The 13,390-nt window shown below is 47.7% G+C and carries 8 protein-coding genes; 4 read left to right on the forward strand and 4 right to left on the reverse strand.

The features are described 5' to 3' along the window. Positions 1 to 147 precede the first annotated feature (147 nt). Positions 148 to 3,195, forward strand: coding sequence for a hypothetical protein (locus ACYVE4_RS01610; RefSeq protein ID WP_460995061.1), 3,048 nt, complete (start codon positions 148 to 150; stop codon positions 3,193 to 3,195). Positions 3,196 to 3,358: 163 nt separating this feature from the next. On the opposite strand, the gene ACYVE4_RS01615 is transcribed toward ACYVE4_RS01610, so the two are convergent. Both ACYVE4_RS01615 and ACYVE4_RS01620 read right to left on the reverse strand, forming a co-directional pair. After that, positions 3,359 to 4,660, reverse strand: coding sequence for an amidohydrolase family protein (locus tag ACYVE4_RS01615; RefSeq protein ID WP_460995063.1), 1,302 nt, complete (start codon positions 4,658 to 4,660; stop codon positions 3,359 to 3,361). 33 nt (positions 4,661 to 4,693) lie between these two features. After that, complete coding sequence (locus ACYVE4_RS01620) at positions 4,694 to 7,801, reverse strand: amidohydrolase family protein (protein ID WP_460995065.1); 3,108 nt, start codon at positions 7,799 to 7,801, stop codon at positions 4,694 to 4,696. Between the two features lie 167 nt (positions 7,802 to 7,968). Between ACYVE4_RS01620 and ACYVE4_RS01625 the strand changes: the two genes are divergently transcribed. The 3 genes from ACYVE4_RS01625 to ACYVE4_RS01635 all read left to right on the forward strand — a co-directional run bounded on the left by ACYVE4_RS01625 (position 7,969) and on the right by ACYVE4_RS01635 (position 10,660). Further along, on the forward strand, positions 7,969 to 8,727 hold the full coding sequence (locus ACYVE4_RS01625; RefSeq protein ID WP_460995067.1) for a hypothetical protein: 759 nt from the start codon (positions 7,969 to 7,971) through the stop codon (positions 8,725 to 8,727). A gap of 191 nt (positions 8,728 to 8,918) precedes the next feature. Continuing rightward, on the forward strand, positions 8,919 to 10,163 hold the full coding sequence (locus tag ACYVE4_RS01630; RefSeq protein ID WP_460995069.1) for a BamA/TamA family outer membrane protein: 1,245 nt from the start codon (positions 8,919 to 8,921) through the stop codon (positions 10,161 to 10,163). 23 nt (positions 10,164 to 10,186) lie between these two features. Further along, the gene (locus tag ACYVE4_RS01635) at positions 10,187 to 10,660 is read left to right on the forward strand and encodes a GNAT family N-acetyltransferase (protein WP_460995071.1); all 474 of its coding nucleotides are present in this window, start codon (positions 10,187 to 10,189) and stop codon (positions 10,658 to 10,660) included. A gap of 36 nt (positions 10,661 to 10,696) precedes the next feature. Here the strand turns inward: ACYVE4_RS01635 and ACYVE4_RS01640 are convergent, their stop codons facing one another. After that, complete coding sequence (locus tag ACYVE4_RS01640) at positions 10,697 to 11,809, reverse strand: Gfo/Idh/MocA family protein (protein ID WP_460995073.1); 1,113 nt, start codon at positions 11,807 to 11,809, stop codon at positions 10,697 to 10,699. 14 nt (positions 11,810 to 11,823) lie between these two features. Further along, positions 11,824 to 13,251, reverse strand: coding sequence for a DEAD/DEAH box helicase (locus ACYVE4_RS01645; RefSeq protein ID WP_460995141.1), 1,428 nt, complete (start codon positions 13,249 to 13,251; stop codon positions 11,824 to 11,826). Positions 13,252 to 13,390: the final 139 nt, after the last annotated feature.

Here is a 13,390-nt window from a genome sequence, read left to right on the forward strand (position 1 = left end):
GGGCGGGGTATCTATGTCAAATTCGGGACAATTGCTTTCACTTTAGGGGCAAAGTGAGGAATTGACCATTCAATGGTCTTCAATCCCACTTACCTTAGTCTGCCATGTCAGATTAATCAACAAAACCGCTAAACTCAAGCTAGTACCATGAAACAACAATTTACCCAACTAATGAAGACTAGTTGGCTGGCCCTACTTAGTATAGGGCTATTGAGCAATCTATCTGTTCGGGCACAGTCGATTCCCGATAATCAATGGTCGAAAGAAGCAACGGCTCTGGCCGTAACATCCGATGGTGGGATTATCGGAACGTCGTTTACCAGTCAGGGGAACAGTCCTGGTTTCCCAAGTGTGGCTGGCGATAGAGTGATCAAGTATTCAGTACAGGGAAATCAGATCTGGAGTACGGGCCTGCTGAAGGGAGGGTTCTATCTCGGTGGAAAAATTCCTGGCTATGATTATGAAGCTCTTGGTGTTGTTCTGGCTGCCGGAACAACCGATGGCGGAGTCGCTATTATGGGAAAAACCAGCCTGCGAGGAGCCAATATTGTCATGAAAATTGGGGCGAACGGAAGTGCTGGACAATGGCAAGACAGCGACATCTTTTCTACTGATCTAATTCCCGAAGATTTGATCGGTACGCCTGACGGAGGAGCGTTGTTTCTCTATACGGATAACTCTCATCAGACTAGTCCAGGGGTATTGGCCGGTATCCGGAAATACGATGCGTCTGGCAATTTCTCCTGGTCAAAACAGATCGCTTATCCAGCGCCGAATCCTCCTGATAGCCCTGATAAAATCATAACCAAGCCGGAAGCCGTTATCAATACGCCCGATGGTGGTTATTTGATTGTTGGCTACCACAACATAACCAAAACGATGACTCCTGACGCTAATCTGTTTCTGGGTAATTCGGGCTGGGTAGTAAAACTTGATGGGGAGGGAAACGTGCAGTGGCAGAAGTTGTTAAATGGTCTTCCAATTAATACAAATTTCAATGGCCCGGTCCTGAACTCTATACTCAATATGTATGCGGCATTCGATGTTACGATGTCGGCTGACGGAAATGGATATGCCTTGGTTGGTTTTGGATTACCCCCTTATAGTGGTCATACACCCCCTCCACCATCGACGGCTATTGTCGAACTGAATCTGGATGGAAGTTTCAAACGGGCTCGCATGATTCATCCGACAACTACTGAAGCCTTTATTACCAATTATACGGCTAGTAACAATACAAAATACTATGCCGTTGGGCATTCGTCTACGCAGAATGGTGTCGATCCGGAAATTTTGCTGGTCAATACGACAAATTTGCCAATAGCTGATCCCGCCCTGTTCAGTGTAGCAACCCAGCGCACATTTGATGATGCAACCAACATTGATTTAAAAGGTATCGACCGTGCTGGCGATGGTAGTTTAGTCTTTTTAGGGAGCAATAAGCAAGTCAATAAGCTGAAAGCTGATGTAGCTCCGGTTTCTAATCTTACCATGAATGCGCCGACTTACAATTGCCAAACTGGGGCTATTACCTTTAATGTGAGTGGAGGTGATGGATCGCCTATTACGTATATTGCTCCCGGAGTTAGCCGCGCTTCAGCCACGGATAATTTCGGTACGGTCGAACAGGGATTACGGAGTGACCCAAAAGTGATTCAGATTACGGCTATCCAAAACGGGCAAAGCGTTACCTATAATTTTGATCTGAAAGCTGCCTGTACGAATACACCTGAACTGAAACCGATTGTGTTCCAGACCATTCCCGATCAAAATTATACAGTTGGCGAATCGTTGCCAGGAACGGGTTTTGCTGTAGGTGGCTATTTTTCAGATCCCAATCTGAGTGTTCCCAATTATGTACCCGGTTGGTCGTTTACCATAACGGGCCTGCCCGATGGATTATACGTATTTTCCCGGCCACAGGATTTGCTTTACACGCCAGCCGTCGTGATCCTGGGAACACCATCGGCTACGGGCGTTTATACCGTTACCGTAAGAGCCAGTACATCCGCTTTTCGGGATAATCCGGTTGTTACGACCTTTAAAATCACCGTATCCTCGACTCCTACGGGTAACGGGTTAGCGTTGGTAGCTCCCGAGTATAACTGTGCTACCGGTGCTATTACGTTTAAAACGACGGGCGGAAATGGTACACCCATTGAGTTTCAGGCCGCCGGTATTACCGGCTGGACCACCAATCCGGCTCAGTTTGTTGATAAAGATAGCCGAACCGCCAGCGATGTACAACCCTTTACGCTGATGGCTCGCCAGAGTGGTCAGATTGTGACCTACGTCTGGGACTTAAAAGCGGCCTGTAACAATACACCAACACCCCAGCCACCCCGCTTAAATCAGACAATACCTGATCGAACGTTTGCTTCTGGCGAGTCGGTTAATATCCCCGTTGGTAGCTACTTTAGCGACCCAACGACAGGTGTGCCAAATTACCGCTCGAACTGGTCTATCGGTGTGCAGGGATTGCCACAAGGACTAAGTTTATTCCTGGTAACCTCAGAGCTTCCGTTTACACCAGCTGCTGCCATTGTCGGGAATTCATCAGCAACCGGCGTTTATACCGTTACCGTTACGGCTAGTACAGCTGCTTTTAGTGGTAATCCGGTTGTTACAACGTTCAAGATTACCATTACGTCTTCACCAACGGGTAATGGATTGGCGTTGATAGCCCCTGATTACAACTGTTCTACTGGAGCCATTATGTTTAAAACAACGGGGGGAGATGGTACACCCATTGAATTCCAGGCCGCTGGTATTACAGGCTGGACCACCAATCCGAATCAGTTTGTTGATAAAGACAGTCGTACTGCCAGTGATGTACAACCCTTTACGCTGATGGCTCGCCAGAGTGGTCAGATTGTGACCTACGTCTGGAATCTGAAAGCAGCCTGCGGCCGGGCGCGTATTGGCGTTCCGGAACCGGGAACTGGTTTACAGGTGCAGGTATTGGGTAACCCCATCGAAGGCAAAACGGCAGAGATTGAAATTGGTGGCGCCGAAGGGAAAGCAGTCCATCTAAGATTGGTAGATAGTCGGGGATGGGTGCTGAATCAAGTACACATAGATCAGGCTGAATCTCGTCATCGAGTGAGTTTGCCCGTCGAGACTGCGCCCGGTGTTATGCTCCTACAGGTAGCTACAGACACCGAACTGAAGAAAGTTAAATTAATTAAGCAGTAACATTTCCGCTTCTTCCAACTAAAAAACGCCAGGTCATTTTTGATCTGGCGTTTGTGTTTTGGTATCTTTTGTCATTCTGACGAAGGAAGAATCTTACTGTATCATCACTCACAAATAAGGTACCTTAAGATTCTTCCTTCGTCAGAATGACAAAAAATTACTCTTATTTCTGCTCGTATTTGTCTTTATACGTTCTATACAGACGCTTATGGCGATCATCCAGATCCACTTTTTTACCCTGGATAAATACCTTCTCGACGACGTTGGTACGCATATCCAACGCATCCCCAGCCGACACGAATAACGTCGCGTGCTTGCCTTTCTCCAGCGTTCCAACCATACTGTCGATGCCGAGAATTTTGGCGGTGTTCGAGGTAACCATTTTCAGCGCTTCTTCTTTTTCGGTAACACCAAAACCAGCCGCAGTACCTGCCTGGAAAGCCAGGTTACGGGTTCTCCACCAACCGTCAGAATAGCTTAATCCAACCAGAATTCCCGCTTTTTGAAGGATACCTGGTAGGCGGTAAGGTAGATCTACATCTTCATCTTCGCGGGCGGGTAGCCGGTGCAACTCACCCAGGATTACGGGAACATTGTTCTCTTTCAGAAACGTAATTGCCCGGCTGGCATCTTCACCACCTACAATCACCACTTTCTGAACACCCGCTCCTTTGGCAAACTTCACCGACTCAATGATATCTTTTCCATTATCAGCCCGGATGTAGAGATTCTGTTTACCCGTAAATAAGCCTTTCATCGATTCCAGTTTCAGGTTCATGGGCGTCGGATTCGAAAGGGCAGCATACGCACGAGCATCGGCAAACGTAGCTTGTAACGTAGAAATGGCTGCTTCGCGCCGTTCGTTTCTCCGCACCACCAGCGAAAAATCCTCCATGTTGAAATCGCGGGCAAAATAGGCGGGCCAGGTCAGCCAAATACCATCATCTTTCTTCAAAACGGCATCTTCCCAGTTCCAGCCATCCGACATCATTACGCTCGAACTGCCCGAGATGGTACCTCCCTGTGGAGTTGCCTGGGAGAATAGCACGCCATTGTTTCGGATCGTTGGAATGATCTCCGAGTCGGTATTGTAGGCAATCAGCGCACGAACGTTCGGATTCAAAGCGCCCGTCTCGCGCATATCGACGGTAGCTCGTACAGCACTGATTTCCTGCAAACCTACGGTCGATGATGGCGAAATAAAGCCTGGGTAAACGTGCTTACCCGATACGTCAATAACTTCTACACCATTGAAATCCAGTCGGGCTGTAGTGCCGTCGATGACGTTGGTAATGACTCCTTTATCGAATAACACAACTCCATTGGGAATCACCTGACCGTTTCCGATGTGAACGGTTCCGCCCGTCAGCGCAATCGGTTTGGTTTGCGGCTTCGCTGGAGCGGGATTCTGGCCATAACTCGTAAGTGCAGCCAGAGCAAATAATAGTGAAAGCGGTTTTTTCATGTGTCTTTTTCGTTGACTAGTTCAACTTGAAACCTATTTCTTTTCTGCTTCTTGTTCTTCTTCCCCTTCGGCCATCACGCCTTCGATGTCTTCGCAATGCCACATACGGGCGCGTCGGAAAGCCGGGCGAACGGTTGAAGCACCACCGGCCTTGGCAGCCAGCATTTTCTGAATGATCCGCGACCGTTCGGCGTGCAGTGCGTCGCGTTTGGCGTCTTCATCTTTGAGGCTGAAATAGGTTGCACCTTCAATCATGGTGAATTCAGGGCGAGCGTAAATCGACAGTGGGTTTGCGTTCCAGAGGACCAGATCAGCATCTTTACCTTCCCGAATACTGCCCAGTTTCTTATCCAGATGCAGGAGTTTCGCTGGATTGAGCGTTACCATTTTCCACGCATCTTCTTCTTTCACCGCACCATATTCGACGGTTTTAGCTGCTTCCTGATTCAACCGACGGGCCATTTCGGCATCGTCAGAATTGATCGACACCACAACACCCTGGCTTTGCATCAAAGCAGCATTGTAAGGAATGGCATCATGTACTTCCATTTTGTAGGCCCACCAGTCGGCAAACGACGAGCCGCCTGCGCCGTGTTTCGCCATTTTGTCGGCTAGTTTGTAGCCTTCCAGAATATGCGTGAACGTGTTGACTTTAAAGCCCAGCGAGTCAGCTACTTTCAGCAGCATGTTGATTTCTGACTGCACGTAAGAGTGACAAGTGATGAATCGTTTGTTTGCCAGAATTTCAGCCAGTGCATCGAGTTCGATGTCACGTCGTGGAGCAATAGCTGTTGCCTTTTCTTTGGCTGAAAGTTTATTATAGGTATCCCAACCTTTGGCATATTCCTTCGCCCGCGTAAAGTGATCCATGTATACTTGCTCGACGCCCATCCGCGATTGTGGGAAACGAGTCAATACATTCGGGTTAGGGTAGTTAGCCTGCTTCACATTTTCACCCAAGGCAAACTTGATAAAACCATCCGCACCCTTAATCAGCATATTTTCCGCTGGCTCGCCCCATTTCAGTTTCACAATGGCCGATTGGCCGCCAATTGAGTTGGCTGAGCCATGCAACAGTTGCGACGTGGTAACACCACCGGCCAGTTGACGATAAATATTAATATCGTCGGGATTAATCACATCCGACATCCGTACTTCCGCCGAACTCGACTGACCGCCTTCGTTAATCGATAGCAACGCGATGTGGGAGTGTTCGTCGATGATGCCGTTAGTCAGGTGTTTTCCTGTGCCATCCACAACCTTAGCACCAGCCGGAGCCGTAAGGCCTTTGCCTACTTTAGAAATTTTTCCATCGGCTATCAATACATCAGCACCGGTCAGAATACCGTCTTTTTCGTTCGTCCAGACGGTCGCGTTCCGAATGAGAACCGATTCAGCTTTTGGCCGTTGGGCATTTCCCATCCCAACAAATGGATACATCATGGCCGTGCCGCTCATAGGGCCAGTAGCCGTTGTTGAAGCTATTGCTGATGTAGAGCTAGTCGCTGACGTAGATGTTGCCGACGTAGACGAAGGGGCATCACCCGTACGTACTGCTGACCAGGTAATGATCTGACCATTTGGCATTTCGCCATCGCCTTTGATATTGGTGGGAGAGGTGCGATAGCCCGTTAGCCGCGTTGTGCCGGGCTGACGTCGGTTCATCTGGATTTGCATCGAGATCATATCACCACTTACCGCTACTTTTGGGGTAATGCGCATGGTATCCGCCACAATCTGATACTCTACTTTATCCGACGTTTTGCCGGTGATGTTCAATTTCAGATTGCTGCGATCGCCAACGGTCAGCGTCCAGGCTCCGCGCAAATCGACCGGAGCTTTTGTGCCAATAATGTGTTGTTTGCCCCGCATCCAGTTTTCGTAAATCACGTTATCAGCGCTGAACAGGTTGCCAGATGTGATAATGAAATTGGCAATACGGCCTTTTTGTAACGTGCCAATCTGATCTTCCGCATGAATTAAGCGAGCTGGAACGGTCGTCAGGGCTTCGAGAGCCTTTTGTTCAGACAGACCATTTTCGATGGCTTTACGAAGATTGGCCCAGAAATCAGCCTTGTTCCGAAGCCCCGACGTAGTTAGCGCAAACGGAATATTTGCCGCTGCCAACCGACTCGCATTCATAGGGGCCATTTCCCAATGTTTAAGCTCCGCCAGCGAAACGTTATCCGCATCCCAGGGATCTTCAACATCGTAAGGCTGCGGGAAATTCAGCGGAACAATAAGTGATGCGCCTGTAGCTTTAACTTCGTCAATCATCTGATATTCGTCGCCACCACTTCGGATAACGTATTGAATACCAAACTCATCACCAATTTTATCCGCGCGAACAATTCCTAATTTATCATTCGCGTCGAAAATGGCAGGAAGTGTACGAATGCGGTTCAAGGCGTCGAGCGACATATTTGCCTGCTCTTTGCTGCCTGCCCGTTTGTACCAGTCAGCATCATACATCGCCTGACGTAACAGGGCTACCACACCCATCATCGAGTTTGGATACTGTTGTCCCGATGTGCCTTTGCTGAATGAGAAATGGGCCGTTGCGTTGGATTTGAGAACCAGCGTATTTTCCCGATCATCCGCTAATGTAACCAGGGCACCAGTTCCGCGCGCAATACCGTCGTGAGGATGAACTAATGCAGCGCCAAAACCGAGCTTTCGTAACTCATCGGCTTTAGCCGCGTTGGCTTTGAATACTGTACTGGCATCATTTTCAGGCTGGATTGCCTGGTTCCAGTAATAAGGCCCTTTCTTGTTCGATTCATACTGAGGTGCACCTCCTCCACGGCCGCCCCCTCCACCGGGTCCACGAGCTATTTCGGGCATACCGTAATCAGAATCAATTTCGATCAGTGCGGGATAAATGCGTTTACCTTTCAGATCGGCAATTACCGTTCCGGCAGGTACCGAAACATTGGTACCAACGGCTTCAATTCGCCCATCTCGAACAAGTAGCGTAGCATTCTGAAGTGTCGTTTGTGGGTCAACGATGATGGTCGCGTTGGTAAAGGCGTAGAGCCCCGGTCGTTCATCGAAAACACCATTTTGTGGGAAGGTTGTCTGAGCCAAAGAGGAGTAGGCCAGACTGACTGTGCACAGTCCTGTCAGGAGAGATTTTATCATGAAGTGACTAGTTGATGATTGGGTTAACTGCCAAAAATACAGAAATAAAAGAGCCTTTTGGCATTAAATCCAAAGAACATTTCGTCAACCGCTCATAACAATTCGGATTTAGAGTCGCTCAAAAAGAGCTTTCTTTATTACTTGATAACCATTCTCTTTATTTTCCTATGCGTACGTTTTTCTACTTTGTTAGCCTCGTCGTTGCATCGACATCGGCGTTCGCTCAGGCTCAATCGGAATACATGAATCAATCGACTCGTGAGCGGATTAATTTTACCGAACTTAATTCCGTCAACAATGCTACGTTATTCACGATCAAAGGTGAACCCGGCAAACTGATCGGCACGCCTTACCTCGACACGACCTGGCAAGCTGGCAATGTGAAGTTCTATAACCGAGTTGGCGTTTCGCTAACTGCCGATTCGCTGGCTGGTGTGCCGGTTCGACTGGATCTGTTTGCGAATGAGGTAGAAATTCGGTCGGGAAATAAACAGGTCAAAGCTGTCAAATCCACAGCGGTTCGGTATGTCGATATGAATAATTCGATGGGATCGGTGAGTCGCTTCGTTAATGTGCGGGAGTACAAGGGGGAAGCTGAAGGATTGACCGGTTTTTTCGATCAGCTTATTACGGGAGAACTGGACTTACTGCACTATACGTCTACGTACATCCGAAAAGCCAACTTCAATGTAGCGATGAATACGGGGACCAAAGACGACGAGATTATGCAGAAATCAGACTGGTACGTTGCTCAGGACAAAAAAGCCATAAAGTTTTCGTCCAGTAAAAAGTCGATTCTGGAACTTATGGCCAATAAAAAAGACCAGATAGAAGCGTTCCTGAAAAGTCAGAAACCAGATCTCAAATCCAGAGCAGGGCTGTCAGCAGTGTTTACCTATTACAATAAATTACAAGGGATGAATTAGGGATTTATGTGCTCGTAAGCTTTGGTTATCAGTAGATTAACTTTCCATTAAATTTTGCGTTGAATTCTCAGTCTGCACCGATATTCGTTTCATGGAAAGCGTTTTGACTGCAACGTTCGGGCAAGGTTTCGCGTTTGCCTAACCGGGAAGTTTCCAGCCCCTAACTCCACAAGATGCACGCAGTTTCACTTATGAAATCACTTATCCGTTCGTTTGTGGGCTTCCTGTTACTGTGTGTGTCGGTAACAACTGGCCGAGCGCAGATGCCTTTATCGGATACGTTATCGGTGAAAACCGAAGTGCCTGTGGCAAGATTAACTCCTCCGTTTCAGGATGTGGCTGATCTGGTTGGCCGATGGTATCCACGTTTGCGAATCAAACCGCACGATTCGGTGAGCCTGCACGAAGGCAAACGATTTGTTATGGTCATTCCGCAGGTTGGTTATACGCTGCAAACTAGAGCTTTAGCTGCCATTTTGGTCAATACACCCTTTCGGTTAGCGGGGGCTAACATGTCGTCAATCAGTACGCAGCTTTCCTACACGCAGAATAATCAGGTTATTTTAATCGCTAATTCATCGATCTGGAGTCGGAATAATCGGTACGTCTGGAACAACGACTGGCGGTTGATGCATTACCCACAGGCGACATATGGCCTGGGCATGTATACGTCTACCGATCGGCGGGTGGTTGACATGGATTATGCTTATTTCCGGTTTTACCAGAGTCTTTTGCGGCAACTGGCTCCCAATTTTTATGCTGGTCTTGGTTATCATCTGGATCTTCATTGGAACATAGAGAGTTATAATGATTTCCGGGAATTCACGCGGATTTCGGGCTATCCCTATGGCGTTCAGGGACGTTCTGTTTCTTCAGGGCCAACGTTGCATGTACTTTACGACAATCGGCAAAATTCCATTAATCCAGCCGGAGGGCTATATGCAAACGCTGTTTTACGCTCCAATATGGAATGGCTTGGCAGCGATGATACTTACCAGTCGTTGTTGCTGGAAGTGCGGAAATATATTCCGGTTTCGGTGCAGTCGGGTAATATTCTGGCGTTGTGGTCTTACAATGCGTTCACATTAACTGGTAATCCACCGTTTCTGGATTTACCCAGTACGGGTTGGGATAGCAATGGAAATGTTGGGCGAGGGTTTATTCAGGGACGTTTCCGGGGTAAAAATCTCTTATATGCAGAAGCCGAATACCGATTCCATATTACTGCTGATCGGCTATTAGGGGGTGTTATTTTCGCCAATGCGCAAACCGTAACCGAGCAATCCTCGAAACAATTTGAAAAAGTAATTCCCGCGGTAGGAGGGGGCCTTCGGATTAAAATGAATAAGATTTCCCGCACGAATCTTTCCATCGACTACGGCTTCGGCATGGATGGTTCACACGGGCTTTTCTTTAATTTAGGGGAAGTGTTTTAGTGAATTTTGAATTGAATAGGGGAATGAACAATTCAGAGTATACGATCAAAAAGCTTCAGCCAGCAAACAACCTTCCATTCAATCTATTGTTACTGGCTGATGAAACAATTGACGCTATTGAAAAATACATTTATGATTCCGATGTATATGTTCTGATTTCTAAAAAATCAGCAGAGCCAATTGCCGTATTTGTTTTATATAGAATCAGTAACGCAGAAATCGAACTTAAAAATATTGCCGTTTCGGAGGGGTTGCAAGGCAAAGGAATTGGAAGCTATTTAATGCGTCAAATCAAGGAAATTGCAAAACAAGAGAATGTTCAAAGCCTACTTGTAGGAACACCGGATTGTGCTTACCAGCAGATCAAATTTTATGAGCAGCATGGATTTGTTACCTACTCGGTGAAAAAGGATTTCTTTGTTGAAAATTACGCGGAACCAATCATTGAAAACGGGATACGATTAATAGACATGGTTTTGTTGAAATTTATCTTTTAAGAACCCGTTTAAAATCAGGGCAGTTAGCTAACGCGATCAACTTCGTAAATCAATCTCAATTTTTCGGCCCGTTTCGGCAGCTTGTAGAATAGCGCCGATGAGTTTCATGTCTTTCCAACCCTCTTCGCCCGACGCTTCAGGTTTGGTTTTGTTCCAGATCGACTGGGCGAAAGCGTCTATCTGAGCAATCTGCTGATAGTGTGGAGATGGAACATCCATTGGTCCTTTACTTGTAATACCTTGTGCACCAGTAGCATTATAGGCGGGTTCAAGCTTATACCAACCCCAGCGTTCGCAGGTAACGTACAGTCGGTCGATGTAGGACGAGTAGGTGGTTCGACAATCGGCAATGGTACCGCCCGGAAATTCAAACTGCCAGGATACCATTTCGTGAACATCTTTAAAGTGCTCTTTATCAAACGTAAATGCTTGTGCGGTTACGCTGATCGGGTCTAGGTTGAGTGTTCGTCGGGCACCCTGAATGGCGTATACTCCTAAGTCCATAATGGCACCGCCACCACCAATTTTCTTGTCTAATCGCCAGGAGTTTGGACCGGGTACAGTGAAGCCTAACGCCGATTCGATCACTTTCACTTGCCCAAACTCTTTAGCCGCCACCAATCGACGCATTTCCAGATGGTGGGGTTCGAAATAAAGACGATAGCCCACTGACAACTGAACGCCTGCTTTTTCACAAGCCGTAATCATCTGACGAGCTTCCGTCGCATTCATGGCCATCGGCTTTTCGCAGATAACATGTTTTCCGGCCTGTGCTGCCCGAATGGTATACTCTGCGTGCAGGAAATTGGGTAACACCACATAGATGACATCGATATCCGGGTTGTTCCGAATCTGGTCGAATGTCTGGTAATTGTAGATATTTTTGGTGGGAATATTGTATTTTCCGGCCCAGGTTTTGGCTTTTTCGGGTGAACCAGTTACAATACCGGCCAGGTAACAAGTTTGGGTTTCGAGCAGCGCAGGTGCCAGCTGAGTGGTTGCGTAATTTCCAAGCCCAACCAGTGCAATCCCTAGCTTTTTAGGGGCAGCCTGGAAATCTGCCAGCAATTCGCCGGGATGCATTAGTAAACTACTGGCTGCCAAAGACAGCGTCTGTAAGGATGTTCGGCGCGAAATTAGGGAAGCCATGAGCCATTTTGCTATTACTCACCACCAGACGCTTGTGAGGCAGAATTAGTATTTTGTTGTCCGCTATTATTATCTCCACGGGGACCACGTCGGCGCTTCTTCCGCTTTTTCGCCTTTTCGCTGGACTGACCATCTGCGTTTACTAAGCCAGCTGCTGCCTGGCCATTCAGCGATCCCTCAGCAGGCGGCTTAGGCGCAGAGCCTTCGGGTCGATTTCGACGGTTCCCATGACGATTTACTTCCGATTCGGTTGGTTCAGGTCGGCGTTTTCCTTCTCGTTTATCGCGCCCTCGGCCTGCTCCACGAAACCCTTTATTCCGTAAACCACTGAATCGTCGGGGATCAAAAATGGGTGATTTTCCCATGCCCAGCTCCTCGGTAATCGATAACTTTTCGACATCTCGCTCAATAAGTTTTTCGATATTGACGATTCGGTTCTGATCCTGATCGCTGATAAATGTAATAGCGGTACCCGTAGTTGCCGCTCGTGCCGTTCGACCAATTCGGTGAACATAATCCTCCGCATCGCGCGGAATATCGTAATTAACAACGTGGGTCAAATTGTCGATGTCGATGCCACGCGAGAGCACATCGGTTGCCACGAGAATTGGAAATGCTTTGTTTTTAAAATCGCGCAGAACGACTTCGCGATCATCCTGTTCGAGATCAGAACTAATCCCACGAGCTTCGTAACCCAGTTTGCTTAAGGCACGCACAATGCTATTTACTTCCGCTTTTTTCGACGTAAACAAAACCATGCTCTGCACTGGCTTTGTACTATTTTGAATCAGATGCGCCAGTAGCGGTAGTTTCTGGGCGTCGTAGGCCAGATAAAATTGTTGGTCAATTCCAGCAGCCGGTTTCGATACCGCTAGTCGAATTTCTTCAGGATCAGTCAGAATACGTTTCGAAAACTCCCGAATTTTATTGGGCATGGTAGCCGAAAAGAGCAGCGTTTGCCGTTTTGCGGGCAACTTGGCTACTATATTCAGAATATCCTCTGAAAAGCCCATATCGAGCATTTTGTCGGCTTCATCAAGCACCAGATAATCTATTTTATCGAAATTGACGTAGCCGAGCTGCATGTGCGCAATCAGTCGTCCTGGAGTGGCAATGATGATGTCAGCGCCGGTTTCGAGGGCTTTGCGTTGTTTATCCCAATCGTCTCCTTTGCCTCCGCCGTAAATCGCAATACTGTTCGCTTCTACAAAATAGCCGAACCCTTCGACTTGCTCGTCGATTTGTTTGGCAAGTTCGCGTGTGGGAACTAAAATGAGGGTACTGGTATGATCGTGGTTCGCGTGCGAAATCCGATCCAGGAGGGGGATGAGGTAGGCGGCTGTCTTACCGGTGCCCGTTTGTGCACTGGCGACGAGATCACGCCCTTCGAGAATTTTTGGGATAGCCAGCTCCTGAATAGGGGTGGCTTTTAAATAGTTCATGGCATCTACACCGGCCAGCAGGTCGTCGTGCAGATTAAATTCCTGAAATGTCAAGGTACAGCGTCGTGAAGGTGAAAAACCGCTGACCATACTTTCCCGGCCAGCCAATTGCCTGATCGGAAACAAATATAATGAAAAA

Source organism: Spirosoma harenae (assembly GCF_054776975.1).

What these genes read in the sequence shown, in the direction of transcription:
- ACYVE4_RS01645 (WP_460995141.1), bottom strand. Translation starts at nt 13,251, where the DNA reads ATGAACTATTTAAAAGCCACCCCTATTCAGGAGCTGGCTATCCCAAAA.
- ACYVE4_RS01620 (WP_460995065.1), bottom strand. Translation starts at nt 7,801, where the DNA reads ATGATAAAATCTCTCCTGACAGGACTGTGCACAGTCAGTCTGGCCTAC.
- ACYVE4_RS01640 (WP_460995073.1), bottom strand. Translation starts at nt 11,809, where the DNA reads ATGGCTTCCCTAATTTCGCGCCGAACATCCTTACAGACGCTGTCTTTG.
- ACYVE4_RS01635 (WP_460995071.1), top strand. Translation starts at nt 10,187, where the DNA reads ATGAACAATTCAGAGTATACGATCAAAAAGCTTCAGCCAGCAAACAAC.
- ACYVE4_RS01615 (WP_460995063.1), bottom strand. Translation starts at nt 4,660, where the DNA reads ATGAAAAAACCGCTTTCACTATTATTTGCTCTGGCTGCACTTACGAGT.
- ACYVE4_RS01630 (WP_460995069.1), top strand. Translation starts at nt 8,919, where the DNA reads ATGAAATCACTTATCCGTTCGTTTGTGGGCTTCCTGTTACTGTGTGTG.
- ACYVE4_RS01610 (WP_460995061.1), top strand. Translation starts at nt 148, where the DNA reads ATGAAACAACAATTTACCCAACTAATGAAGACTAGTTGGCTGGCCCTA.
- ACYVE4_RS01625 (WP_460995067.1), top strand. Translation starts at nt 7,969, where the DNA reads ATGCGTACGTTTTTCTACTTTGTTAGCCTCGTCGTTGCATCGACATCG.